Source organism: Panacagrimonas sp., from assembly GCF_965216805.1.
Lineage (GTDB): Bacteria > Pseudomonadota > Gammaproteobacteria > Nevskiales > Nevskiaceae > Panacagrimonas.
On record NZ_CBDCGN010000003.1, the window covers coordinates 80,647 to 105,269 of the forward strand.

Annotated in this window: 17 protein-coding genes; 11 read left to right on the top strand and 6 right to left on the bottom strand. The window is 65.7% G+C overall.

What is annotated here, in order from left to right; translation table 11 throughout:
- Window positions 1-118: 118 nt before the first annotated feature.
- Together ACOOHP_RS13685 and ACOOHP_RS13690 are read left to right on the top strand one after the other, a co-directional pair.
- Window positions 119-2,143: a sigma-54-dependent Fis family transcriptional regulator gene (locus ACOOHP_RS13685; protein WP_420467042.1), complete on the top strand. Its 2,025-nt coding sequence runs from the start codon at window positions 119-121 to the stop codon at window positions 2,141-2,143.
- Window positions 2,144-2,390: 247 nt separating this feature from the next.
- Window positions 2,391-3,533, top strand: a complete 1,143-nt coding sequence (locus ACOOHP_RS13690; RefSeq protein ID WP_420467043.1) for a cytochrome D1 domain-containing protein — start codon at window positions 2,391-2,393, stop codon at window positions 3,531-3,533.
- 59 nt (window positions 3,534-3,592) lie between these two features.
- Here the strand turns inward: ACOOHP_RS13690 and gfa are convergent, their stop codons facing one another.
- The 5 genes from gfa to ACOOHP_RS13715 form a co-directional block, all read right to left on the bottom strand.
- Window positions 3,593-4,165 (bottom strand): S-(hydroxymethyl)glutathione synthase, encoded by a 573-nt coding sequence (gene gfa, locus ACOOHP_RS13695; protein WP_420467044.1) that lies wholly within the window; start codon window positions 4,163-4,165, stop codon window positions 3,593-3,595.
- A 60-nt stretch (window positions 4,166-4,225) separates the two neighbouring features.
- The gene (locus ACOOHP_RS13700) at window positions 4,226-6,256 is read right to left on the bottom strand and encodes a sigma-54-dependent Fis family transcriptional regulator (RefSeq protein WP_420467045.1); all 2,031 of its coding nucleotides are present in this window, start codon (window positions 6,254-6,256) and stop codon (window positions 4,226-4,228) included.
- Between the two features lie 640 nt (window positions 6,257-6,896).
- Window positions 6,897-7,382: a c-type cytochrome gene (locus ACOOHP_RS13705; protein WP_420467046.1), complete on the bottom strand. Its 486-nt coding sequence runs from the start codon at window positions 7,380-7,382 to the stop codon at window positions 6,897-6,899.
- Between the two features lie 91 nt (window positions 7,383-7,473).
- Window positions 7,474-9,123, bottom strand: coding sequence for a quinoprotein dehydrogenase-associated putative ABC transporter substrate-binding protein (locus ACOOHP_RS13710; protein ID WP_420467047.1), 1,650 nt, complete (start codon window positions 9,121-9,123; stop codon window positions 7,474-7,476).
- A gap of 96 nt (window positions 9,124-9,219) precedes the next feature.
- Window positions 9,220-11,091, bottom strand: a complete 1,872-nt coding sequence (locus tag ACOOHP_RS13715) for a PQQ-dependent dehydrogenase, methanol/ethanol family (RefSeq protein WP_420467048.1) — start codon at window positions 11,089-11,091, stop codon at window positions 9,220-9,222.
- 447 nt (window positions 11,092-11,538) lie between these two features.
- Here ACOOHP_RS13715 and ACOOHP_RS13720 point away from each other — a divergent pair, with 447 nt between their 5' ends.
- The 9 genes from ACOOHP_RS13720 to ACOOHP_RS13760 all read left to right on the top strand — a co-directional run bounded on the left by ACOOHP_RS13720 (window position 11,539) and on the right by ACOOHP_RS13760 (window position 21,078).
- Complete coding sequence (locus ACOOHP_RS13720) at window positions 11,539-12,186, top strand: ribonuclease T2 family protein (RefSeq protein ID WP_420467049.1); 648 nt, start codon at window positions 11,539-11,541, stop codon at window positions 12,184-12,186.
- A gap of 84 nt (window positions 12,187-12,270) precedes the next feature.
- Window positions 12,271-13,293 carry an AAA family ATPase gene (locus ACOOHP_RS13725; protein WP_420467050.1) on the top strand — a complete coding sequence of 341 codons (1,023 nt, stop codon included), beginning with the start codon at window positions 12,271-12,273 and terminating at the stop codon, window positions 13,291-13,293.
- A complete protein-coding gene (locus ACOOHP_RS13730; RefSeq protein WP_420467051.1) occupies window positions 13,290-14,147 on the top strand; it encodes a DUF58 domain-containing protein in 858 nt (285 codons plus the stop codon). Before ACOOHP_RS13725 ends, ACOOHP_RS13730 begins: the two co-directional genes overlap by 4 nt.
- Window positions 14,144-15,073, top strand: coding sequence for a hypothetical protein (locus ACOOHP_RS13735; RefSeq protein ID WP_420467052.1), 930 nt, complete (start codon window positions 14,144-14,146; stop codon window positions 15,071-15,073). The genes ACOOHP_RS13730 and ACOOHP_RS13735 overlap by 4 nt, the downstream gene beginning before the upstream one ends.
- Complete coding sequence (locus ACOOHP_RS13740) at window positions 15,070-16,044, top strand: vWA domain-containing protein (RefSeq protein WP_420467053.1); 975 nt, start codon at window positions 15,070-15,072, stop codon at window positions 16,042-16,044. The genes ACOOHP_RS13735 and ACOOHP_RS13740 overlap by 4 nt, the downstream gene beginning before the upstream one ends.
- A complete protein-coding gene (locus ACOOHP_RS13745; RefSeq protein WP_420467054.1) occupies window positions 16,029-16,679 on the top strand; it encodes a hypothetical protein in 651 nt (216 codons plus the stop codon). The genes ACOOHP_RS13740 and ACOOHP_RS13745 overlap by 16 nt, the downstream gene beginning before the upstream one ends.
- Window positions 16,676-17,611, top strand: coding sequence for a vWA domain-containing protein (locus ACOOHP_RS13750; RefSeq protein ID WP_420467055.1), 936 nt, complete (start codon window positions 16,676-16,678; stop codon window positions 17,609-17,611). Before ACOOHP_RS13745 ends, ACOOHP_RS13750 begins: the two co-directional genes overlap by 4 nt.
- Window positions 17,608-18,591 carry a hypothetical protein gene (locus tag ACOOHP_RS13755; protein ID WP_420467056.1) on the top strand — a complete coding sequence of 328 codons (984 nt, stop codon included), beginning with the start codon at window positions 17,608-17,610 and terminating at the stop codon, window positions 18,589-18,591. Before ACOOHP_RS13750 ends, ACOOHP_RS13755 begins: the two co-directional genes overlap by 4 nt.
- Window positions 18,592-18,828: 237 nt before the next feature.
- The gene (locus tag ACOOHP_RS13760; protein WP_420467057.1) at window positions 18,829-21,078 is read left to right on the top strand and encodes a TonB-dependent receptor family protein; all 2,250 of its coding nucleotides are present in this window, start codon (window positions 18,829-18,831) and stop codon (window positions 21,076-21,078) included.
- Between the two features lie 416 nt (window positions 21,079-21,494).
- Here the strand turns inward: ACOOHP_RS13760 and ACOOHP_RS13765 are convergent, their stop codons facing one another.
- Window positions 21,495-24,437: an ATP-binding protein gene (locus tag ACOOHP_RS13765; RefSeq protein ID WP_420467058.1), complete on the bottom strand. Its 2,943-nt coding sequence runs from the start codon at window positions 24,435-24,437 to the stop codon at window positions 21,495-21,497.
- Window positions 24,438-24,623: the final 186 nt, after the last annotated feature.

Below are 24,623 nucleotides of genomic sequence, written 5' to 3' on the forward strand. Positions count from 1 at the left end.
CCGGTGTATCTCCGCTGACACGCTGTGCCGGCGCACATGGCATGCTTGCTGCGCTACGCCGATTCAGACGAGAGATCCCGTCGATCAGGGATCCCGCACTGCACCCTGGAGGATACGAATGGCCGACGCGCTCGTGCTGCAGCACGCCGAAGACGTTCTCAGACAGGTTCACGGCACCCCGCGACCGGGCCGCGAATTGGTCGAGGGCGCCATCGGCTCCTCCTGGACGCGCTGCGTCAACGACTACCGGCTCGATCCATCGCGCATGTATGCGCCCACTGTGCTCGATCCGACCTGCCTGAAGGAATTGCAGGCCCAGCACGACGAACTGGTCGCCATCGCCGATGCAGAGATGGAGTCGCTGTACGATCAGATCTCCGGCTCCGGATACGCGCTGCTGCTGACCGACGCCAGTGGCATCATCCTGCGCGAGAAGCTCGATCCGTCGATGCGCAAGTCGTTCCGCAGCGCCGGCCTGCTCGTCGGCGCCGACTGGAGCGAACGCCACGAGGGCACCAACGGGATCGGCACCTGCATCGCCGAGGGTCGTTCGGTCACCGTGCATCGCGGCGACCATTTCCGCAGCCGACACATCGGCCTGTCCTGTACCGGCGCGCCGGTACGCGATCCCTCCGGCGCGCTGATCGCGGTGCTGGATGCCTCCACGGTAGGCTCCCACGATACCCGCAGCAGCCAGATGCACACCCTGGCACTGGTCAATCTGTCGGCGCAGATGATCGAGAAGTGCCTGTTCCTGCGCCGCCACCACAAGCAGCTCGTGCTGCGCTTTCACAGCCGGCCGGAACTGGTGAACCTGCTGCACGATGGCGCACTGACCCTGTCGGAGGACGGCATCGTCATCGCCGCCGACGAAACCGCCACCCGTCTGCTTGGCGCCCACGAACGACGCGATCTGGTGGGCCGCCCACTGGCAGAAATATTCGACGCGCGTTTCGACGAACTGACGGCCGCCGCGTCCACCGCGCGACAGGCGATCTGGCCGGTGCGCGATCTGCATCGCGGCCGCCGTTTCTTCGTCAGCGTTCATGACGGTCGTCAGCAGCGCGCGGTCGCGCTCGACCCGATGCCGACGATGCGGGAAGAACGTGTTTACAGCCAGATCCCGGCAGGTCCGGCGCAACAGGGCATGACTCTGGAAGACATCGCCGGCAGCGATCCTCAGATGTTGCGCAACATCCGCAGCGCCCGGCGCATCGCCAACTCCGCAGTGTCGGTGCTGATCCAGGGCGCCACCGGTTCGGGCAAGGAAGCCTTTGCACGGGCGCTGCATCTGGCCAGCGCCCGCGCCGCGCAACCGTTCGTGGCGGTCAACTGCGCCGCCATTCCCGAAACCCTGATCGAAAGCGAACTGTTCGGCTACAAGGCCGGCGCCTTCACCGGCGCACGCCGGGAGGGCATGAAAGGCAAGGTGCTGCAGTCTTCCGGCGGTACCCTGTTTCTGGACGAAATCGGCGACATGCCGCTGGCTCTGCAGACGCGCCTGCTACGCGTGCTCGAAGAGCACGAGATCGTTCCGCTCGGTGCCGAGGCGCCGGTCAAAGTGGACCTGCGCGTGATCTGCGCCTCGCATCGCAAGCTGCGCGACATGATCGAACGCGGCGAGTTTCGCGAGGATCTCTACTACCGCCTGAACGGCATCACCCTGGAGCTGCCGTCTCTGGCCGAGCGCGGCGACAAGGAAGCTCTGATCCGCCGTTATCTGGCAACCGAGGCCGACGACCGCCAGCCTGCAGCGATCGAGCCGGTGGCGTTCGAACGCCTGATGGCCTATCCCTGGCCGGGCAACATCCGCGAACTTCGCAACGTCATCCGCACCGCGCTGGCGATCAGCGAAGGCAGCGTGATCTGCCTGATGGACCTGCCTCGCGAGATACGCGACGCCGCCACCCCGCCGCCGCACGCGACGCAGTCTGCGCCGGCCGACTGGCACGCAGCCGGCAGCGACACGCGTATCAACCCGCTGGCCGCCGCCGAACGCGACGCGCTGTTGCAAGCCATCGAGCGTCATCGCTGGAACATGAGCCTTACTGCTGGCAGCCTGGGCATCAGCCGCAACACGCTGTATCGAAAGATCAAGCACCACGGCATCGCGGTGGCGAGCGCACGACGCGACCGGCATTGACGCGCGGCACGCGGCCGACGACTGCTGCCCGAGTCGACTCTGGCGCGGAAACTGCGATTGCCGGCTCTAGGGTTTGACCGTCAGAGAGGTGGCGGGAAAATTTCCCGATCGCGCATCGTTACGCTGAACCGCCCGCCAAGTTGCACGCACGCCACACGCCACGACGGCAACACACGTGGCGGCGCCACTACCAGCCCCACGCCAGGCGTGCGCCCACACGGGGCAAGGCAATCGATAAGGAGGAAGCATGAGAATCTCTAGCAGCATCGCGGTCGTGTTGGCCGGTCTGCTGATGGCCTGCCAGGGCCAGCAGTCAGAACCCGAAAGTCAGGCCGTTGCAGACACTGCGGCCGATACCCAGGCATCCGACACCAGCGCCGCGATCCCCGAGAGCGACGTGGGCCTGGCCTATATCAGCAATCAGAACGGTCCGGTGACGGTGATCGATCTGGCCACCATGAAGACCGTGGGCAGCATCGATCCGGGCGCCGAGGAACCGCGCGGCATTGGCGTTTCGGAAGACGGCAAGTATCTGGTGACGGCCAACCGCGGCGACGGCAGTCTGTCGATCGTCGATCGGGCGCAAGGCAAGCTGATCAAGAAGGTACCGATCGGCGAAAACCCAGAATTCGTGCGTACGCGCGGCAATCAGGCGTTTGTTTCGTTCGAGCCCGAATCGCAGGCAGGACCGCCACCCAAACCCGGCACACCCGAATTCGAGGCGCTGGAGAAAGAGCGCGAATCCCGCGAAACCGAACCGGCGCAGATCGCCATCGTCGATCTGGACAAGGGCGAGGTCATCAGGAACATCACCGGCGGCATCGAAACCGAAGGCATCGAATTCTCCGCCGACGGCAGCAAGATCCTGATCACCAACGAAGCCGACAACACGGTGTCGGTTCACGACATTGGAACCGGCGAGATGGTCAAGTCCATCGACACCGCCGAACTGGGCATCCGCCCGCGCGGCATCAAGATGGCACCTAACGGCAAGCAGTACGCAGTGACCCTGGAGTTCGGCGACAAGGTGCTGATCCTCGACGAGAACTTCGATCCGGTAAAAACCTTCCCGACCGGCAAGGTACCCAATGGCATCACCTACGACCGCGACGGCAAGCGCCTGTATGTGGCGCTGGCGCACGGCAATTCCATGCAGGTGTTCGATGCCACCAGCCACGAGCTGGTCGGGGAAGTGCCAACCGGCGAGCGTTGCTGGCACTTCACGTTCACGCCGGACGACAGCCAGTTGCTGGTGACCTGCGGACGCTCTCACGAGGTGGTAGTGATCGATGTGGCCACGCTCAAGGTGACGCAGCGCATCGAGGACAAGGAGCTACCTTGGGGCATCGTCACCTGGCCGCGCACTGTCGGTACGCTCGACACCCCCTGATCGGTCCCCGTGGGACCCGGCGGCCGAGGAAGCCGGGTCCCGCAGGCGCCGATGCTGACTTACTGAAGCGTGCCGGCGGCCTTGGCCACATGCGAGGCGATCGCATCCATCAAGGGCGGCGACAGGCAGTCGTAGGGCTCCAGGCCCAGCTCGCGCAGTCTTGCGCGCACCGCACCCATCTGTTCCGGCGGCGTGCCTGCTTCGATCACCGAAGATACGAACGCGGCAAATTGAGGCTCCTGCCAGCCGCTATCCGGTGACAGCTCGGTGTGGATGAAGTCCAATCCGAAGAACGGATGCTTGGAATTTTCGATGCGGCCGTAGAGATGCACACCGCAGCCGCTGCAGGCGTGACGCTGAATGGCAGCGTTGCTGTCGACCACCGCGAGCTTGTCGCCGTTGTCGGTCACCGTCAGCTTGTCGCGCGGCACCACCGCGACCACCGAGAACATGGCACCTGCCGGTTTCCAGCATTTGGTGCAGCCGCAGGCATGATTGTGCGCCGACTGCGATTGCACCGAGACCCGCACCTTGCGGTCGGCGCAATGGCATTGCAGGGTGCCGCCTGCGAAGCCGGACGAGCCGGGGCGGATGCCCCCGTCGATCGATGGATGTAGCGAGACTGCGCTCATGGTTTCTCCCTGGTTGAAGTTGCGGCGGCCAGCTAGCCGCGGAGAAACCCCGGCTGCGAATCAGCCTGGCACTCCGCGGGTCAAATCGGACTCGTGCATCGTCGGGTCCCCTGCACTGCGGCGTACCAGACCGTGGCGATGCATCATTCGGTACATGGTCTTGCGGCTGACATGCAGCCGCACCGCGGCCACGCTGACATTCCACCGACACGCCTCCAAGGTGCGCTTGAGCGCATCGCACTCGGCGCTGGCGAGAATGTCTTCTTGCTCGCGACCAACATCGGCGGCAGTGACGGTCACCGGCGGCGGAGCCGTCGCAGTGTCGTGGCTGCGTGCATGAGGCCCGAGACCCAGCATGGCGGTCTGATCCAGGTCTTCGAGACCCAGCGCGTCTCCCTCGGACAACGCCAGCATCGTGCGCAGCGTGTTGCGAAGCTGTCGGATGTTGCCCGGCCAGTCCAGCGTCAGCAGCCGCTGGATCAGGCGATCATCGACCTGCACACGGCGTTCCGGTCCGGCCTCCATCTGCACGATGCGCCGGATCACCGCCGCCACGTCGCTGCGGTCGCGCAACGCCGGCATGGTCAGGGTGACGCCGTTGAGACGGTAATAGAGGTCTTCGCGAAACAAGCCATCGGCGATCATGTCGCCCGGCACCCGATGCGTCGCACTGACGATACGAATGTCGACCGGGACCGGCTTGGAAGCGCCGAGCGGCAGCACCTCGCGGTCCTCGATCACGGTCAGCAGTCGCGCCTGCAGCGACAGCCGCATATCGCCGATTTCGTCCAGGAACAGGGTTCCGCCGTTGGCCTGCAATATGCGCCCGCAATGGCCTTGCCGCGCGGCACCGGTGAAGGCGCCCGGGCGATAACCGAACAGCTCGCTTTCGATCAGCAGCTCCGGTATTGCGGCGCAATTGACCGACACGAACGGCTTGTCTGCGCGGCGGCTCGACGCATGCAGGGCCTTGGCGAAATGGCCTTTGCCGCTGCCGGTCTCGCCGAGCAGCAACACGGAGATGTCGCGATCGAGCACTCGTCTGGCGATCTGGATATTGGCGTCCACGCCCGCATCGCCGGAGCGCAGTGCATCCAGCGCATCCGTTGGCGCGCCGTGCGCGTCGGTTGCCGTGGTTCGCGACGCTGCCGTGCGCGCAGGGTGACGCACCGGCGACTGCACCGTTGCGAAAACCTGCAAGTGCCCGCTGCGCGTAACGATCACCTCGGGCCGGAACACGCCGTTGCTGGACCAGTGCTGCAGACCGCAGACGCCGATATCGAACACCGTATCCACGTTGCGTCCGATCAGCGCGTCGTGATCGCGATGGCCCAGCAGCGACAGCGCGCTACGGTTGACGCCGGCGATCGCGCCGGACTCGTCGAAGGCGATCACGCCCTCGCCGATGGTGCTGACAAACTCGGCGTGCGGATGAAACCGCATCACGTGGTATTGCCGGCAGACGGCCAGCAGGGCACGGTTCTCGATGTTCTGCGCCGCCAGGTCCACCAACACCAGGGTGTGAGATTGCGCGGCGCTGGAGCAGCCGGAAATGTCGAGCGCCGCGATCGCGTTTCCGCGGCCGTCGAAGATTGGAGCTGCCGAACAGGTGAGCTGAGTGTTCTGCAACAGGAAGTGGTCGACGCGGTCGATCTTGATGGGACGCTGCGTCATCAGGCAGGTGCCCATGCCATTGGTCCCCAGCTCGCGCTCGCTCCACACCGCGCCCTCGCGAAAGCCACTGCGGCGCGCCACGGTCGTAAACGCGGGATCGCCAACGTAACAGAGGATGACGCCGTCGGCGTCGGTCAGCATGATGCCGCACTCGGAGTTCTGCATCTGCCGAGCGAGATTGAGCATCTCGATACGGGCGATCTGCATCACCGCGCCGAGCGCCTCGCGCCGGCTCTCCAGCTCGCGCCGCTCCACCACCTGCGGTTTCTTCACTTGCAGGGGATCGAGCAGATAGCTTCCCAGGCATCGGCTCCATGAAGTCCGTACGGCGGAGTCGATCTCCATGCCGTCGAATTTTCCGCTCACCGCCAACTCAATGCGCTTGGCATGATTGGCACCGTCTCCAGGCTGTTGCATGAGCCCCTCCAGTACGACGCGTCTCGCATCGGCGGACGTCCGCTTTTCGTTCGCGATATCCCGCGGCGTTCTTTCGCGACTCTCGCGCTGGTCTGCGGAGCCTTGTGCCACGTGGGTTTCGTTACTACCGCTGGAGGGTACTGCCATCGTCTGCCCGTGAACAGGCTTATCTGAAGCGGGTTGCTCGTACTGCATCAACTGCACGGCGACGTCGCCGGCCACGCGTCCACAGCGCAGATTCTTGTCGCTGGGGTCGCCTGCGCTCACACGCGGATTCCGACGACGACACACGGCGCGGGAGCAGGCTTGCGGCCACATCGTGCGGGACTTCGGTTCATCGCACTGGGTCCCTCATCCACCGTCGGTTTCAGGTCGCGAGTCCGGCGGCGGGGTCGACGGAGGCTCATCCGCGGGACTCGACTCCAACCCGAGCACCGCACGTGCCAGCCCGATTTCGAATCGGCGAATTCATAACAATCAACGGCCTGCGAGGACCATCCACGACCCCGACCACGCGCGATAGCGATCGCAGGACCGCCGCGCTACACGGCCTGTTTCCAATCTGACCCATCGCCGCAATCACCGGCACAAAAAAAGACCGACACCACGACGATGCCGGTCCGGATGATCCATGCCGGGATCAGGGCTTGGGCGGAGTCCCGTATTTGTTGGATTCGCCACCGCGATAATTCGAGCGGATGAACGTGATGATCTTCCACATGTCGTCTTCGGTCTTGATCAAGCTCCCGAACTGCATCATCGGGCCTTTGACGTTCTCGGTCCGCACACGCGCATAACCGTCCTTGGAGATCTCGTCGGTGCCGAGCGCGATGAGGCGGAACAGGGTGTCGTCGTCGCCACCGTAGATCCACACATCGTTGCTCAGCGGCGGGCACATGCCGCCACCGCCACCGCCACCGTGACAGCCGTTGCAGCTCTTGCTGAAGTAAAGCTTCTTGCCCTGCTCGACAATCTCGGCATTCTCGTCCGTATAGGGATTCTTGAGACTCCCTTTCTCGGCAGACCGCGCCACCTCGATAGGCGACTTCGCCGAGGGTTCCGACGCCACCACCAGCGTGGCACCCATCGACAACGCCGCGGCCGCGGCAAGCACTGTTTTCAACACGTTTGTTCTCCTCGTATCGTGATGTTCGAATCGATCTTGACGGATGGGTCGCACTGCAGGCTGAACCGGATCGCCGCGGGGTCGCCGACGATCAGCCCGACTGTACCGCCTGGCGATGCGACGCCTGCGGCTTCTGCTTCTGCAGCAGTTGCAGCAGGGCTTGATGCTCGCGCTCCTGGGCGATGGTCAGCGCCGTGCGTCCGTCCTCGCTCTGCACCGCGGGGTCGGCACCGGCATCGAGCAGGATGGTGGCGATCTCCTCCAAGTTTCCGGCTGCGGCGATCATCAAGGCGGTATAGCCCGCGGTGTTGCGTGCATCGACGTCCGCGCCTTTCTTCAGAAGTGCCGACACCACGTCATCGAGATTCTTGGCCGCCGCCAGCATCAACGGCGTGAAGCCGCCGGCTCCGACAGCACGGCTGACGTCTGCACCCGCCCCGATCAAGGCCAATGCCGACTGCGACCAGCCGTGCTGCGCCGCGATGGTCAGTGGGGTCATGCCGTTGGCATTGGTGGCCTCGATGCGGGCGCGATGCGACACCAGCAACTTCACCATGTCGGCGTCGTTGCGCCAGGCGGCGAACATCAACGGCGTCCAGCCGTCGCGGTCGGCGCGGTTCACCTGCGCGCCGTGCTCGATCAGGTGGGCGGCGACCACCACCGAACCGATGCGTGCCGCGTTATGCAGAGGCGTGTAGCCGACATGGTCCGGGGCGTTGACGTCGCCCTTGTGTTCGACCAGAAACACTACGCGTTCGAGGTCGTCCGCAATCACCGCGTTGGCCAGTTCGCGGGTCGGGTCGGCACCGTCCTGCAGCCATTTCTGCAGCTTGGCCAGGTCCACCGGCTTGTCGTCCGGCCGGCCGTCGAGGGGCGCTGCCATCTGCAATTTCTGTCGTTGACCCTGCGACGGCAAGGTGCCGTCGATCAGGCAGACGTCGCACTTCACCAGCGGCACGCCGTAGTCGTCGAGAATGGCGCGAATTTCGTCGCGTTTGTCGTGCAGCGCCTTTTCGACCTCAGCCTTGAAATTATGGTTGCCGCGCCGCACCGCCACTGCCATCTCGAATTCGAGCCGATTGCGCGGGTCCATGACGTTGACCGGCACCAATTCGATCGGCGCCTGCTTCTGCGTCCTGTAATAGCCGGCGAACGGGCCCCAGATCGCTGCCATGTCGAGTTCACCATCGATCACGCGCTGCACGATGTAGGACGGTTGGTTCTGCGGGTTGGTGGCGCCGTCGTAGCTGATGTGTTTGACCACCGTGTTCTGCTTGACGCCACGCTGGCCCAGAGCTTCGCGGATTGCCGACATCTGGTAAACACCGATGCTCAGTTCCTTGAGCAAGGGATCCTCCAGACTCTTGATCTCGTAATTCCGATCCTGACGGTGGACCAGCACGAAGGTACTGCGGTAGATCGGCAGGGTGCTCAGCACCATCTCCATGTCCGCCGGCAGGTCCATGAACAGATCGCAGGCGTCCGAATTCAGGGTGCCGCGTATCAGACCGCGGCCGGTGGAGACCCGCCAGTCATAGGTTGCCGTGGTCCCCAGCGCCGCGGCCACCACTTCCGCGATCCTGTTCTGAAACCCTTCGCCACGATTGTTCGACAGCGGCATGTTGCCGGGATCGGCGCAAACACGCAGCGGCTTGGCGCCCTGTGCCTGTGTCGGCTGGCTCAGGATCATGGCGGCACCGGCGATCAGCCCCAATAGCGCGGTCTTGCGTTCGCTTTTCATGCTCTGTCTCTCCGTGAGATATCGAGTCTCCTGACGCGTCGAAGCGCCCGGCGTCTTGCGGCGCCGGGCGCTTCGGTGAGCTTACCGCTCCCGGCGTCAGTCGCCGATGCGGAAGGTGTACATCGTGCCGCCCTGCGGAATCTTGTCGAGGTTGGCCGCCTTGGTCATGGCCGTCGCGCCGATGGCGCCGAACTTGTCGTCCAGATCCAGACCCGCGGTGACCGGCAGGCCGATCCAGCCACCAATACCTGCCCAGACCGAGACGTACTGCTTGCCCTTGACCTTGTAGGTCACCGGATTGCCAATGATTCCGGAACCCAGCTTGCGGCTCCAAAGCACCTTGCCGGTCTTGCGGTCGACCGCACGGAAGTCGCCGCCGAGGCTACCGTAAAACATCAGGCCGCCATCGGTGGTCATGGCACCACCCCAGTTCGGATACGGATCAGGCACTTCCCATACGGTCTCGCCGGTGAGCACGTTGAACTTCTTGAGCTTGCCGGTGGTGCCCGGCTTTTCCGGGTACATGAACACGTTGGCAAACACGTACACCGTGCCCTGCTGCGTATGCGAGCGCTCCTGCGGTTCCAGCTCCATGCACCAGTTGTTGGTGGGGCAGTAGGCCATGCCGGGCTCGTTGGGATCGATGGCACAGGGCTGCTGATCCTTGCCGCCCATGGCCGAAGGACAGGCCTGCACGTTGTCGCCCAGACCGAACGGAGAATGCTCCTTGACCTTTACCGGTCGGCCCGTCTTCATGTCGATCTTTTCGGCCCAGTTCACCGTCACGTACTTGTTGGCGCGCAGCAGGGTGCCGTCGGTACGGTCGAGCACGTAGGCAAAACCGTTGCGATCGAAATGCACCAGCGCCTTGCGCATCTTGCCGTCGATCTCCCAGTCCACCAGGATGTTCTCATTGATGCCGTCGTAATCCCACTGGTCGAACGGCGTCATCTGGTAGGCCCACACCGTTTCGCCGGTATCGACTTTGCGCGCCATGATGGCCATGGACCACTTGTTGTCCTGCGAGCCGTCGTTGCACTTTTCGTGCGTGTCGTGCTTGCACCGATACGAGGGGCTCCACAGACCGGGGTTGCCGGTGGCGTGGTAGATCAGCTTGAGTTCGGGGTCGTAGCTGTAGAAACCCCAACTCGCGCCGCCGCCGCGCTTCCACTCGTCACCGGGATACGAGGCAGTGCCCAGATCTTTTCCGGCGCCACCGTAATGCGGGTTCACCTTGTTGGTGTTCTCGGTGATGCACATATCCTCGTCGGTGCCGGTGGCATGGCACTCCCAGGCCTTCTTGCCGTCGGCCAGGTTGTAGGCCGATACGCGACCACGCGCCGCAAACTCATCGCCGCCGAAGCCGATGAACACCTTGTCCTCGGCGATCAGCGGAACTGGCGTGATGGTCTCGCCCTTGTCCGGGAAGGCATGCTTGACGACCCAGGCCTCCTTGCCGGTCTTGGCATCGAGCGCGATGACGAAGCCATCGAGGGTGCCGAACACCACCTTGCCCGATGCATAGCTCAGCCCGCGGTTGACGGTGTCGCAGCAGGCGCGCGGCACGGCGGATTCGTCACGGTCGGTGGTCTTGACGTAGCGCCAGATCGCCTTGGGGTTGTCGGGGTCTTCCAGGTCCAGCGCCTGCACGATGTTGGGCCAGCCGCTGATCATGTACATCATGGTCTTGCCGCCCTCGGTGATCACCAGGGGTTGTCCCTCGTGACCGCGCAGGGTGCCGCTGGACTGCGACCAGATCATCTGCAGCTTGTTGACGTTGCCGGTGTTGATGTCGGCCAGCTCGCTGTGGCGCGTCATGGCGAGATCGCCGCCGGGCGCGCCCCACTGGTTGGGATCCTTGGAACGCTTGACCTGCTCGGCGTTGCCTGCAGCAGAGCCGCAGAATGCCCCCATCATCAATGCGGCGCACAGCAGGCCGACTCGGCGTTTGACTTCTCGCGAATGCATGATGTTCTCCTCTCCTTTTAGCGTCGTGCCACCCGATTCTTCTTCCCGCCGGCGAACCGGACATCGGTTCGCAAGGCGAGGCAGGACCTCCCGCCGCGCGAAGCTTTTAGCCGCGGCGCTCCACTGGACTGCAGCGGCCGTGCCATCTTGCGTCCGGGATATTTTCCTTTGTGCATCAGTGGTCTTTGAGGCGCGTTGACGGTGGCGTGGCCGATGCCATGAAGACGCTGAGTCGGCGCCGCTACGCGGGTGTGTCGGCGCTGACCCAGGGCGCACGCCATCTCGCCCTCAATGCACGTGGCAGCCGCTCCCACACCGCTCCACTTGCGATCTGTCGAGCTGCAGTGCAGCTTCGGCCCTGTCAATGCAAGGCCTGTAAAGATGCCGCCGCGCCGGCGCGTTCGCGCACAGCTTTTGCGAACGACTACCGGAAATCGCGTTACCTCCATGGACCGACACAACATGATTCCGACCGGCCGACCGTCCTTACGATGGGCAATCGCTGCGCTGCTGTGCGCTGGCGCCTGGCTGCCCGCGTCCGCTGCTGCCACGGATCGCTGGGTGCTGTCGCTGACCTGGTCGCCCGAGGCCTGTGCCCTGCTTGGTCAGCATGACGATCACGGCCCCTGCGTGCCGTCGCGCGGGCTGCTGGTGCACGGGCTGTGGCCTTACGGTGATGCCGGCTATCCGGCCGACTGTCCGCCACGCGACGGCCCACCTCCCGCGCTGGTCGAACGCGTGCAGACGGTGTTGCCCGGAGAGGGTCAGGTTGATCGCCAATGGCAGGCGCGCGGCACCTGCAGCAGCCTGTCGGCGCAGGCCTACTTCGAACAGTTGGAGGCCGCGGCGGCACAGTTTCAGTGGCCCGAGTCGTTCATGCGCAGCCGCGCCAACCAGCGCATCTCCAAGTCGCAACTGGAGAAGGCGTTCGTGGCGATGAACCCGTCGCTGACGCCTGAATCCATCGCCATCGAATGCCGCAGCCACTACCTCACCGAGGTGCGGCTGTGCCTGAGCGATGCGCTTGTTCCGCAGGCCTGCGGCGAACAGGTGGGCGATGTGTGCGAGCGCGAGTTGATCATCCGCCCGCAATAGGGCGCTCTGGGCGCCAACCGCGGAGCGCAGGGCCATAACAAGAAACCGCCGCCTTCCCGCGGCGAACCGGATCAGGGAGTCGCGATGCAAAGCTCCGATGGCGATATGAATGCATGGCGCGACCGTGCATTGCACTTCGAAAACCAACTCAACGGCATCGCGCTCGGCCTGGCGCGCGCGGTGCGGCTGTTGACCGTGGCGGTGATGGCACGCGGCCACGTGCTGCTGGAGGGCAACGTCGGCGTCGGCAAGACCACGCTTCTGCGCGCGGCCGCGCGCGGCATCGGCGGCGCCTACCAGCGCATCGAGGGCACCATCGACCTGATGCCGCACGATCTGATCTACCACACTCACGTCGATCGCGACGGTCGCCCGCGCGTCGATCCGGGTCCCTTGCTGGTACAGGGTTCGGAGCTGTCGGTGTTCTTCTTCAACGAGATCAATCGCGCGCGGCCGCAGGTGCACTCGCTGCTGCTGCGCGTCATGGCCGAGCGCAGCGTCACCGCGTTCAATGCCGAGCATCGCTTCGACTATCTGCAGGTATTTGCCGACCGCAATCGGGTGGAGAAGGAGGAAACCTTCGAGCTACCCGGTGCCGCCCGCGACCGCTTCCTGATGGAACTGCTGATCGAGCCTGACGACGACGACGAGATCCACCGCCAGCTCATGTTCGATGCGCGCTTTCACGACACCGAGACTCTGATCGCCGCCATGCCGGAGGCGCTGCTCGACCATCGCGCGCTGCCGCAGGTGGCACAGCGCATCCAGACGCAAGTGCAGGCCGGCGACACGGTGCAGCGCTTTGCCGGCCATCTGCGTCGCGCCACCCATCGTCCCGGCGAATACGGCATCCGCCTGCCGGACATCGATGTCGACGAACTGGTGCTGGCCGGTGTCGGCCCGCGCGGCATGAGCATGCTGATCCGCGCCGCCAAGGTATGCGCGTGGCTGGACGGGCGCGACAGCCTGACGCCGGAGGACCTGTGCCAGGTTTTCCACGAGGTGATCGCCCACCGCGTGTTCTTCACGCCGATCTACGAACTGCAGCGCGCGCACATCGCCAGCGCCTTCAGCGCGGAAATCCTGCGCAAGGTGCCGTCGCCTTGAGCGCGGTCTTGGGCGAGCTGGTGGATTACCGGGTGCGCTGGAAACCCGGAGGTGTGCTGCCCGGCGCCTATCGCGGCACGGTGGCCGGCAGCGGCAACGAGGTCCGCGCCGTGGTGCCGCTGTCCGACTATCCCGATCCTCGCCGGCTGGACCTCAGAACCACGCTGCGCGATCCGTTCCAGCGCCTGTGGGTGCGCGACTTCAAACAAACCACCGCGCTGCGGTTGTTCGTGCTGGCTGACGTGTCGGCCTCCATGGGCTATCGCGGCGTGCATGATCGCTATGTCGAGCTGTGCCGCATCACGACCAGTCTGGCCAACTCGGCATGGAAAGGCGGCGACCGCTTCGGCTTCTACGCCGCCGACGAACAGCTGCGCAGCGAGCTGGCGCTGTCCGCCCGGGTCAACCGTAGCGCTGCCGACTGGCTGCAGGCGCGCCTGCAGACGTTCCGCCCGCAGGGGCGCAGCGCAACCGGCCTGCTGCAGGCCTTGGCCGAACTGCCGCCGAAACGGGCACTGGTCTTTCTGATCTCGGATTTCCGCTGGCCGGCCGGCCTGCTGGCGGCGCTGTTGCGCGGGCTGGCCCACCACGACGTGGTGCCGGTGGTGCTGCGCGATCCGGCGGAGTGCGAACGCATTCCACGACGCGGCTTCGCCCGCCTGCGCGACAGCGAGAGCGGACAGCAGCGCTTCGTGTGGCTGCGTCCGGGCCTGCGCACCCAATTGCTGGCGGCACGGCAGGCCTGGAGCGAGGCACTGGAAGCCGCCTTGCATCGCGCCGGCCGCCGTCCCTTCCATGTCGACGGCGCTTTCGACCCGCGCCGCCTGACGCGTTATTTCATGGAGACCGCGTGAGGTACGCGCGCGCCATGGCGCTGGTGCTGGGCATGGCGCCATCCGTGGTGCTGGCAGCGCCGGCGCCGACTAGCGCTGCGCCCACTGCCATTCCCGCGCAGGTCCTGCTGCGCGACAGCGGTTACGTGCTGGGCGACGTGATCGAGCAGCGTGTGCGTTTCGAGCTGGCCGCCGACACCCGCCTGAAACGCGAGTCGCTGCCCAGCCTGGGGCCGGTGCAGCACTGGCTGGAGTTGCGCGAGTTGCACTGGCACGACCACGGCGAGCTGGTGCTGCGCTACCAGATCTTTGCCGCGGTGGAGCACAGCCTGCGCCTGGCGCTGCCGGCATTGACCCTGCGCTTCGCCGCCGCACAAGGCGAAGTCGTCGCCACCGTTGCCGAACAACCTTTCTACCTGTCGCCGGTGCTGCCACCGAACCTGGACACCGACAGCCAGACACCCCGTGCCAGCCCACCGCCGCAACTGCCGCACTCGGCCGCTGCCCGGCGCCTCGGCCTGTGGGCCGTGCTGGCGCTGCTGCTGGCCCTGGCGCTGGCCTGGCACGCCGACCGTCTGCCGTGGCTGTGGCGCTGGCCGGGTCCGCTGACGCGACTGCACCGACGCCTGCGTCGCGCGTCAGTCGCAGCGTCGAACCTGGAAAGCTATCGGCAGCAACTGGCCGAGGTTCATCAGGCTTTTGCGGCCTGCGCCGGGCAGACGCTGTACCGCGACAACCTCGATCGACTGTTCGCGGCAGCGCCGTACCTGCGTCCCCTGCAAACCGAGATCGCTGCGTTCTTCGAACACGCTCACCAGTACCTCTACTGGCGCGATGCGCCGCCACCCTGGCCGCAGCCGCGCCTGGTCGCGCTGTGTCGCAGCGCCATGCTGCAGGAGCGCAGCCTGGGGCGGCCGCGCCCGATGGCGACGGCGCGCGGTTCATGAACCTGGCCTTCGCCTACCCCTGGCTGCTGGCGCTGAGCGTGCTGGCGCTGCTGCCGCTGCTGCTGCACCGCGGGCGCACTTTCGTCTACCCGGATCTGTCCGGCTGGCCGCGCGATCGCACCTCGACCTGGATGGCGGTCGCGCTGCGCGTGCTCGCCGCAACCTGTGTGGCGCTGCTGGTGGTGGCCTCGGCCGGGCCTTACCTCGACGGCGGCACGGTGACGCGCGTCGGCCACGGCGCGCAGATCGTGGTGGTGTTCGACCGTAGCGGCAGCATGTCGGAGAAGCTGGCGTCGTCGTACGAGGAGCAGGACGAGGAAAGCAAGATCGGCGCAGCGCGGCGCCTGCTGCTGAGCTTCATGCAGCAGCGTCCGGGCGACATGTTCGGCGTGGTGGCATTCGGCTCCTCGCCTATCGCAGTGGCGCCGCTGAGCGAGGATCGCGAGATCGCCAAGGCTGCCATGGCCAGTGCGGAGGTGCGCAGCTTCGGCTTCACCGCCGTGGCGCGCGCGCTGGCGATGGCACTGGACTACTACCGCGACCGCCCCTATACCGGCGCGCGCCTGGTGCTGCTGGTATCCGACGGCGGCGCCGACATTGCGGGCGAAGATCGCGAGGTGCTGAAGGACCTGTTCCGCGCCGAACGTGCCTCGCTGGTATGGATCTACACCCGCGGCGCGCGCGAGGACAGCGTGATCGCACTGGACGACGACAGCCTGTCGCAAAGCCTGTCCATGCACCGCTTCTTCACCGACGCCGACATGCCCTACCAGGTGTTCGAAGCCACCGACGCGGCGGCCCTGCAGACCGCCATCGCCAAGGTTGGCCGCATGACCCACCTGCCTACGCGCTACCAGCAGCGCCTGCCGCGCCGCGATCTGGCCACACCGTTGTTCGCGGCGGCGCTGCTGGCCTTGCTGGTGCTGATCGGCGCCCGCGCCTGCGAGGTGTCCGCATGGCCGGCCCGATGATGCCCGGTCCGATGAAGGGGCTGACCACCGCCGGCAAGAGATGGGCCGGGCGCCGACATTGGCTGCCGGTGCTGGCGTGGCCGGGCCTGATGCTGTGCATGGTGGCACTGGTGGTGGACGGCCTGGCGTGGCGGCGGACCCTGACGGTGGAGGCGCAGGTGCGTGCGCTGACCCCGACCACTGCAGCGGCGCTGGAGACCGCCGCGCCGTTGGACCCGCACCTGCACTACGCCGCCGGCTGGCATCTGGAACGGGCCGAACAACTGGAGCCCGCCATCGCCCACTACACCCGCGCCGAGATCGCCGACGACGTGCATCTGGCGGCGCGCGCCAAGCTGGCGCTGGGTAATGTGCAGCTCCGCATCGGCTTGATGGCTGGCGATATCGCCGCCGGGGGCTCACACGTGCGCGGCCTGGCGCACCTGCAGTTGGCACGCGAGGCCTATCGCGGCGCGCTGCGGCTGGAGCCGGAGCTGCACGCCGCGCGCTACAACCTGGAACTGCTGGAACGCCTGAGTCCGGGCCGGCGGGTGCAGGGCTGGAGCCGGCAGCAGGAGAACGTGCAGTTGCAAGCGGACGAGCGCGAGGGCTGGGCCACCATGAAGGAAGGCAACACCGCGCGGGGCCTGCCGTGAAATTGCCTGGCGTGGTCGCCCGGCGCCGCGGCGCCTCCCTGCTGGTGCTGGCGGCGGTCTGTCTGCTGCCGGTGTTCGCCGCGCCGCGCGTGTGGATGCCCGCGCCGACCTATCGTTATCTGTTGGTGCTGGATGTGACCCAAAGCATGAACGTGCGCGACGTCGAGGGTGCCGACGGCACGCGCTCGCGACTGCACCTGGGCCGCGAGGCGCTGCTGCAGGTACTGGCCGCGATGCCCTGCGGCTCGCAGGTGTCGGTGGCCTTGTTCGCCGAAGGCCAGACCCTGCCGCTGTTCGATCCGCTGGAGGTCTGCGATCACTATCCGGCGATGGAGCGGGTGATCTCCGGCCTGCAGTGGCGCATGGCCTGGGCCGGTAACTCGCAGCTCGATCTGGGCGTGGTCAGCGCGCTACAGGAGGCGCGCAAGCAGAGCCTGGACCTGATCTTCGTCAGCGACGGCGACCAGACGCCGCGACGCCAGGCCTCGCGACTGGGCACGGTGCAGGCACACAGCGGCACCACCCGCGGCTGGATGGTCGGCGTCGGCAGCGAACAGCCGCGTCCGGTGCCCAAACTCGACGCGCAGGATCGCATCGTGGGCTACTGGGAACCGCACGAGGCGCAGCGTCAGGGCTTCAATCCCAACTTCGTCGTGCAAGGCGGCGGACTGAGTTTCGCGTATGCGGGCGAAACCCCTGCCGGCACCGACGAGCATCTGTCTGCGCTGCGCCAACCCGAGCTGCGCGATCTGGCGCGCGCTGCTGGTCTGCAGTACCTGCGCCTGACCGACCCCGCCGCGCTGGTCGTCGCGGCGCGCGATCCGCAGCTCGCCATCCTGGCGGACGCACCGGTGGATCTGCGCTTCGTGTTCGGGCTGGCTGCGGCTCTGCTGCTGCTGTGCGGCTGGAGTCTGCAGGATCGCGCAACGTGAACAGCCGCGGGCGCGCAGGGATCAGGCTGCGACAGCTGGCGCTGTGTTGGTGCCTGCTGCACGGGTCAGCCGCGTCGGGCGCCGAGCCCTGCGGCCTGGGATTGCGTGCTCCGCTCGAAGGGCCCGGTGAGCGGCCGCGACAGGAACACGATCTGCGCTTCGTGATTCCCCTTGACGATGCGCGCTATCGCGCGTTCGACAATGTCGGTGCGATCTTCGTCCCCACGCCGATGAGTCGCGGCGAGTTGCGCAAGACCGGCTCCGGCACCCTGGTCGATGCCTGCCATGTGCTCACCGCCTACCACGTGGTGTTTCCGGAAATCGATCTGGTCAACGCACGGCCGCGGGTCTTCCAGTTCGATCCGCAGCGCGTGGTGAGTTTTCGATTCGGGCAGCGCAGTGCGCGCACGCAGGGAGAGTCGGAGTTCGCCCACGTCATTGAAGGTCGTCCGCTGGATCTCGGCATCTTCGATCCTTTTACGCCGAATTACGCCGACGAGCTGCTGCTGGTGCGACTCAATCGCTCCGCGCCCGCGCACTATCCGCGCCTGCGTCTGGACGGCGATGTCGACTACGTTCCCGGCCGTGCCAACTTCATCGCCGCCGGCTTCCCGGTCGACGGCATGAGCCCGGCCGGCGACTACCGTCTGTACGGCGACCGCTGCGCGATCATGGGGCCGGATCGCATCAGCGGCTACGCCACCAATTGCAGTCTCACCGCTGGCGTCTCCGGCGGCGCGCTGTTCCGCGTCACCGAGGATGCCGCCTGCGAGCAGCCCGTCGAACTGCGCCTGGCCGGAGTGCCCAATCAACAGGACGGGCCCGGCCTGTTCGCCAAGCATCACCCGAAGCGCCGCAGCTTCGTGGTTCCCATCGCGCGCAATCGTGCGCTGCTCGAACGCGCGTTGGCGCGTTCGCCCTGCCCGGCCGCAGAACCGGAAGCCGAAGCGGCGGAGCGCAACGGCGAAACGCCGCCGTAATCGCGAGTGCGTCGTCGTTTCTGTGGCAGCCGCGACACACTTTCGGGACACTCCCATGGGTCATTTCCGAACGCGGAGGAATTCTCGCGCAGGAAAATTTCCCGAGTTTCGCGACGGCTGCTGCAAGCCCAATGGCGGCACGTACCATCCCTGGCAGGCGCCGCGACACGACCGCGCCGGACAACGACACCACAACGGATGCAGAACGGCAATCGACCGCTCTGCCGGGAGAATACGATGCAAACAACAAAGCGCAGCGCCCTGATGGTTGCGGCCGGTCTCTGCGGCGTCTTCGATGCGGTGAAGGCACAGGAATCCGAGTCGGCGCAGGCGGCAACAGAGGTCGCCGTCAGCGCGACCACCACCGTCGTGGTGCCGCCGATCCGCGTCGAGTCCAGCCTGCCCGACGAAGTCGACGACACGCCCGGTGCAGCCCATCGACTCAGTGCCGAAGACATCGAAACCTATCGACCCTACACCCTGCACGATGCCTTCGACTTCGTGCCTGGCGTGCGCCATATCGACGATGACGCGCTCGGACGACGCTCCGGCATCGGCATCCGCGGCGCGCCTTCGCGACGTTCGCGCAAAACCCTGCTGCTGGAAGACGGCGTGCCGATCAACGCCTCGACCTACCTGGACCCCAGTGCCCACTACACGCCACCGATAGAGCGTCTCGAATCGGTCGATGTGCTCAAGGGCGCCGGTCACATCCTGCACGGGCCGCTGAACAATCACGGCATCGTCAACTTCATCAACAAGCGACCGACGGCCACGCCGGAAACCACGATCGAGCTCGGCGCCGGTGACCTCAGCACCTTCAAGCGCCATGCCATGCACACCCGGACCGACGGCGCGCTCGGCACCGTCTTCGCCTACTCGGGTCTCGACGCCGACGGCACCTTCGACTTGGAAGAAACCAAGTACGACGACTTTTTCGTCGGCGCTGACTGGAAGCTGGCAGAGCATCACCGGCTCGGCTTTTCCGCTACCTATTTCCGCGAACGCTCCGACTACGACGAGTCCAACCTCACCCCGGTGGAATACTTCACCGACCCGCGCCGCAAGCGCGGGCGTTTCGGTCAGGAGTTCAATCAGATTGCGGTGGACTACCAGAAGTACGCGTTGACCCATGACTTCCAGATCAGCGACGCGCTGTCGATGTCCACGCAGCTGTTCGCCACCGATCTGGACCGTCCCCGCTTCACAGTCGATCCCGACGAGGTGGACTTCGATGCCCTACCCGAGTTCGAGTTCGAAGACCCGGCACGCATCTTCGTGCCCGGCGTCAGCGGTGTGATGATCTCGCGTGATCGCCACTACAACACCTACGGCATCGAGTCGCGCATGCAGCTCGACGGCATCGAGGCCTTCGGCGCGCAACAGACCCTGCAGTGGGGCCTGCGCTTCGAGCGCCACTTCCTCGACAACCGCGAGTCCTTCGGCGACATCGGCGAGATCCTGGACGAATCCAATCGCGGCAACTTCTTCGGTGAAAACGAGCTGGAGGAAGCGCTGCTGGAGAAATTCCAGTCCTCGGCGGTGTCCGGCTTCGTGCAGAGCGCCATGCGTTACGGCCGGCTCACGGTCACGCCGGGCATCCGCGTGGAGCACTACACGCAGCTCAAGAACCTGGTGTTCGAGGGTGAAACCTTCTTCCACGAACAACAGGACGACGACAACACCCTGGTGCTGCCCAGCATCAGCTTCCTGTACGACGTCGATGACCGCTCCTCGGTATTCGGCAACGTCGCGCGCGGCTATACCCCGGCCTTCGCGCGCACCGCCGCGGAATTCCCGCTCGACCCCGAGACCGGCGTCAACAGCCAGATCGGCATGCGCGCGGTACCCAACGACTGGCTGCGCTGGGAAGGCGCGGTGTTCTACAACATGATCCGCGACACCGTGATCCAGGAGCCCTACACCATCGACGACCGCAACGTGGTGGTCAACGCGGAGGACTCGGTGTCCTACGGCATCGACCTGGGTCTGCGCATCGGCCGCCGGCCGGTCAACGGCTTGGCGCCGTTCGCCGAACTGGCCTGGAACTTCACCGAGGCAGAGTTCACCGACGGCGAGATCGACGGCAACGAAGTGCCCGAGATCGCCGACAACGTCGGCAGCCTGTCATTGGGTCTGGACCACTCCGCCGGCTGGCACCTGAGCGTCACCGTCAGCCATCTCGGCAGCTTCTACACCGACCTGCTCAATACCAAGGAACTGGTGGTCGCCGACGAGGACAAGGAACCCATCGAAATGGGCGCGGGAGAATCCATCGAGATCCGCGAGCCCGCCGTGCTCGGCGAGGTCAGCAGTCACACCATCTATTCGGCCCGCGCCAGCTACCGCTTCGGCAGCAAGCCGATGACCATGCTGTGGGTGCAAGGTCGCAACCTGTCCGACAAGCTCTACGTCTCCGACCACGAAAACGGCATGCGGCCCGGCGCCGAGCGCTCGGTGATGGCCGGCGTCACCGTGCGCTTCTGATTCGACGTCTGAATCCGTCCCTCACCGGCCTCTCCTGCGGGCGTCATACCTCTGCCAGACCCCACGCCGCGGTTTCCGACGACGCCGGAACCGCGGCTGTTTTCTGGATAGTTGCCCGCGTCGGAGACGGCCGACTGGCGCTGGCTCGTGTGACGCGACCAATGCCCGAGGGCACATCGCGGTCGCGGATCTCCAGCTAGAGCAGTTTTGACTTAAGCACAGACAAAATTAAAACGATTGTCATCCTGAGCGCAGCGAAGGATCTTCTCCACGACAGTGCCTACGTTCTGCAATTAGATCCTTCGCTGCGCTCAGGATGACAGTAAACGTGTCAGCACTTAAACAATAAATGCTCTAGCGGCAGTCGCGAGATAGTCCAACCGAATCGGCAACCTCTGTGGGGGTGCCCGTTCGGCTCAGGCTGCTCGCTCTTCCATCGATCCCGAAAGCACCGTCCGTGCTGTTCGCAGGTCCGGCGCATCGAATCCTTCGGTGAACCCGTCCAGGATCTCGGACAGCATCCGGTGGGCCTCCTGCTGCTTGCCTTGTTGCAGCCACAAACGGGCGAGACTCAGGCTAGCCCGCAATTCGTAGGTCTTGGCCTCCTGTTGTCGGGCAACGGCGATGGCGCGGTGGAAGCACGCCTCGGCGGCCACCCGATTCGCCCGCGACTTCTGCAGCGCGAACTCGCCTTTCAAACGATGCAGCTCAGGCTCGTACTGGCGCTCCCCGGTGCTGTTGGCAATCTCCAGAGCTTCGGACAGCGCGCGCAGCCCTGGATTGACCTTTCCCGCTCGCCCGTATGCCTCGGCCAGCAGACCCAGACAGCACGGCAGCCACAGCCGCGCGCCCCCCGCTTCGAAAGTGGCAAGACCCTGGCGGATGTCGGCGATGCCGGCTTCCGGCTGCCCCTGGTCAGCCAGCGCCCAGCCACGCAAGATCGTGGCTCGCGCCACGTAGTACGGAAAGCCTTCCTGGATGGAAAGCGTGATCGTGGCCTCTGCCGACGTCTGGACCGCCTGGCTATCCCGCCGCAGCAGATGCAGGTCCGCGGTCGACAGCAGCGCACCGCCTCGCGCAAATGAAAGCCCCAGCCCGTTCGCCAGGGCCACGCCCTCGTGCAAGCTGCGCAGCGCCTGGTCGGGGTAGCCGCGGATCTGCAGCGCTCTGGCCTTGACCATCAGGCTGACCGCGCTGGAATCGTCCGCCGATACGACGGCCGCCGCCCGATAGCGTTGGGGATCATCGCTGGCGACGCTAAGTTCTGCGTGAGCTTGCGCAGCTGCAAACTCACCGAACGAGAATGATTCAAACGCCAACGCCGTGTGCGCCCGTGAGAGCAGCGCGGGGGAGCCTGCGTGCAGGGCGATCCGCAGCAACTGCTCGCTTAGTCCGCGCGCCGTGCGCAGCTCGCCGCGCACCAGGTAAAACCGGCCGACCCGGAACAAGGCCGCGGAGATCTCCGGCGTCTCTCCAATCTGCCTGCAGAGCGCCTGCGCCCGGGCATTGACGCCTTCCACCTCTGCACCGGAATAGCCCTTGGTCATGGTCAGGGCCAGGCTCAGGTCGACCTGCAGGCGGAGCTCGCGCGCTATGCGCTCGGGGGTCTCCGGCAAGGCTGCCAGGAGCGCCAGCGCCTTTTTGAAATGGAGTCCCGCCTCGGCGTTGGCCGAACGCCGGAGCGCCTGTTCGCCGGCCTGATGGCTGCAGTGCACGGCGCGAACGCCGTCCCTGCCCCGCTCGAAGTGCACCGCGAGCCCTACTGCGATCTCCGCGCTGCGTTCTGCGTAGCCAGCCTGTTCGCGCAAGCCGACGGCGAGATGGGCGCGGGTCCGCTGTCGCGCGCCAAGACGCGCGTACAGCACGTCCCGGTATAGCGCATGGCAGAAGCCATAGCGCCCGCTCTCGGTCCCGTCAGGCCATACATCTATCCCGCGAGCTTCGACAAACTGCCCTTGCCGCACTAGGCCCTCGCAGCAGGCCTCCACATCCTCCACCGGCATCCCCGCCCCGGCGCCGACGCTGGCGGCAGTGAAATCCACGCCCGCCACGCTGGCGATCTCAAGGACACGTCGCTCCAGTTCGGTCAGCCGTTCGAACTGCGCTTCGATCATCTCCCGCAAACCTGTGGGGACTGCCGCCTCCAGCGCTTCCCGCAAGCCTGCGGTCATGTCCGCTGGCGCGCATTCCTGGGTCAGAAAGTCGGCCATCTGCACCATGAACAGCGGAAGCCCTTCGGTGCGCCGATAGACGAAAGCAGACCAACCACTCTCCTCGCCACGGTCCGGAAAGCGCTGCGACAGATAGGTCTGCACCTCGGTGCGGGGGAGATTACCGAGCACGATCTCCATCGCCTTCCCACGCGCGACCAGTTCCTGCTTCAAGGTCTTGATCGGGCGATTCGCGGCGTTCGCGTCCACCCGCCGATAGGTGCCGAGCAGAAACAGTCGGGCCGGCGCGGTGCGGCGCGCCATCAGCGACAGCATCTCGATGGTGGAAGGATCGCTCCAATGCAGGTCCTCCAGCACGATGATCAACGGAAACTGCGCGGTGATCACTTCCAGCGCATCGGCGATCTCGCGGAGCATGCGCTCACGCGCTGCCCCGGTCGCACGTTGCTGCAGTGCCGCGAGCTCGTCCTGCGCAAAGACCGAGGGCATTTGCATCAGCCAGCTCGGCGCCGCACGCCGGAGCACGTCGACAACCAGCCCTCCGCGTGGCTGGCGGCAAAGCGCAGCGAGTGCCTCCAGCACCGGCATATAGCCTTCGCCGATACCGTGCTGCTCCACGCACTGGCCTTGTCCGATGTGCGCTGCGGCGCCCACCTGAGCGACAAAGCGCTGCAGCAGGGCCGATTTGCCTATGCCCGCCTCGCCGCTCACGAACAGCAGTTGCCGCTCGCCGCGCAGAACCCTGGCGTAACGCTGGTGCACCAGCGCCAGCTCGGCATCACGACCGACGAAGATCGACTCCGTCTGCTGGTCGGCATCGGTAAATTGGGCAGGGGGGTCTTGAAGCCGGGAAGCGTCGTGCCATGCCGCCAAGGCGACCGGGGCAATGAAGGCGTAGCCAACCCGGTGATGGGTGGCGATGTAGCGCGGCTGCCTGGGGTCGTCCTCAAGGACGCGGCGCAGGGCCTGGACCTGAAACGCCAAGGCGTCGTCGCCGACCACGGCTTTTGGCCACAGTGCGTCGAGCAGGGCGGCCTTGGTGACGACCTCTCCGGCCTGCCGCACCAATTCCCACAGCACTCGCAATGCCTTGGGCTTCACTTTCAGCCGCTGGTCGTCCCGAAACAGCGGCCCCTGCGGGCCTGCTAGCCGATAGGGTCCAAAGTGAAGCGGGAAGGCCTCGGGCATATCGAAAGCTCGGAGTTTGCTCGGCGTTTACTCGGAAATTGCCCATGGACCACACGCAATAGCATGGCCCATTGTCATCCTGGGGCAGGAAATCGCGCAATCGCAGATCGAGGATCCTGGGGCCCGTGACCAGCGAGCGGACAGGAGCCGTAAGGGACGCGGCCGGCGCGGCGTAAACGGAGCTGG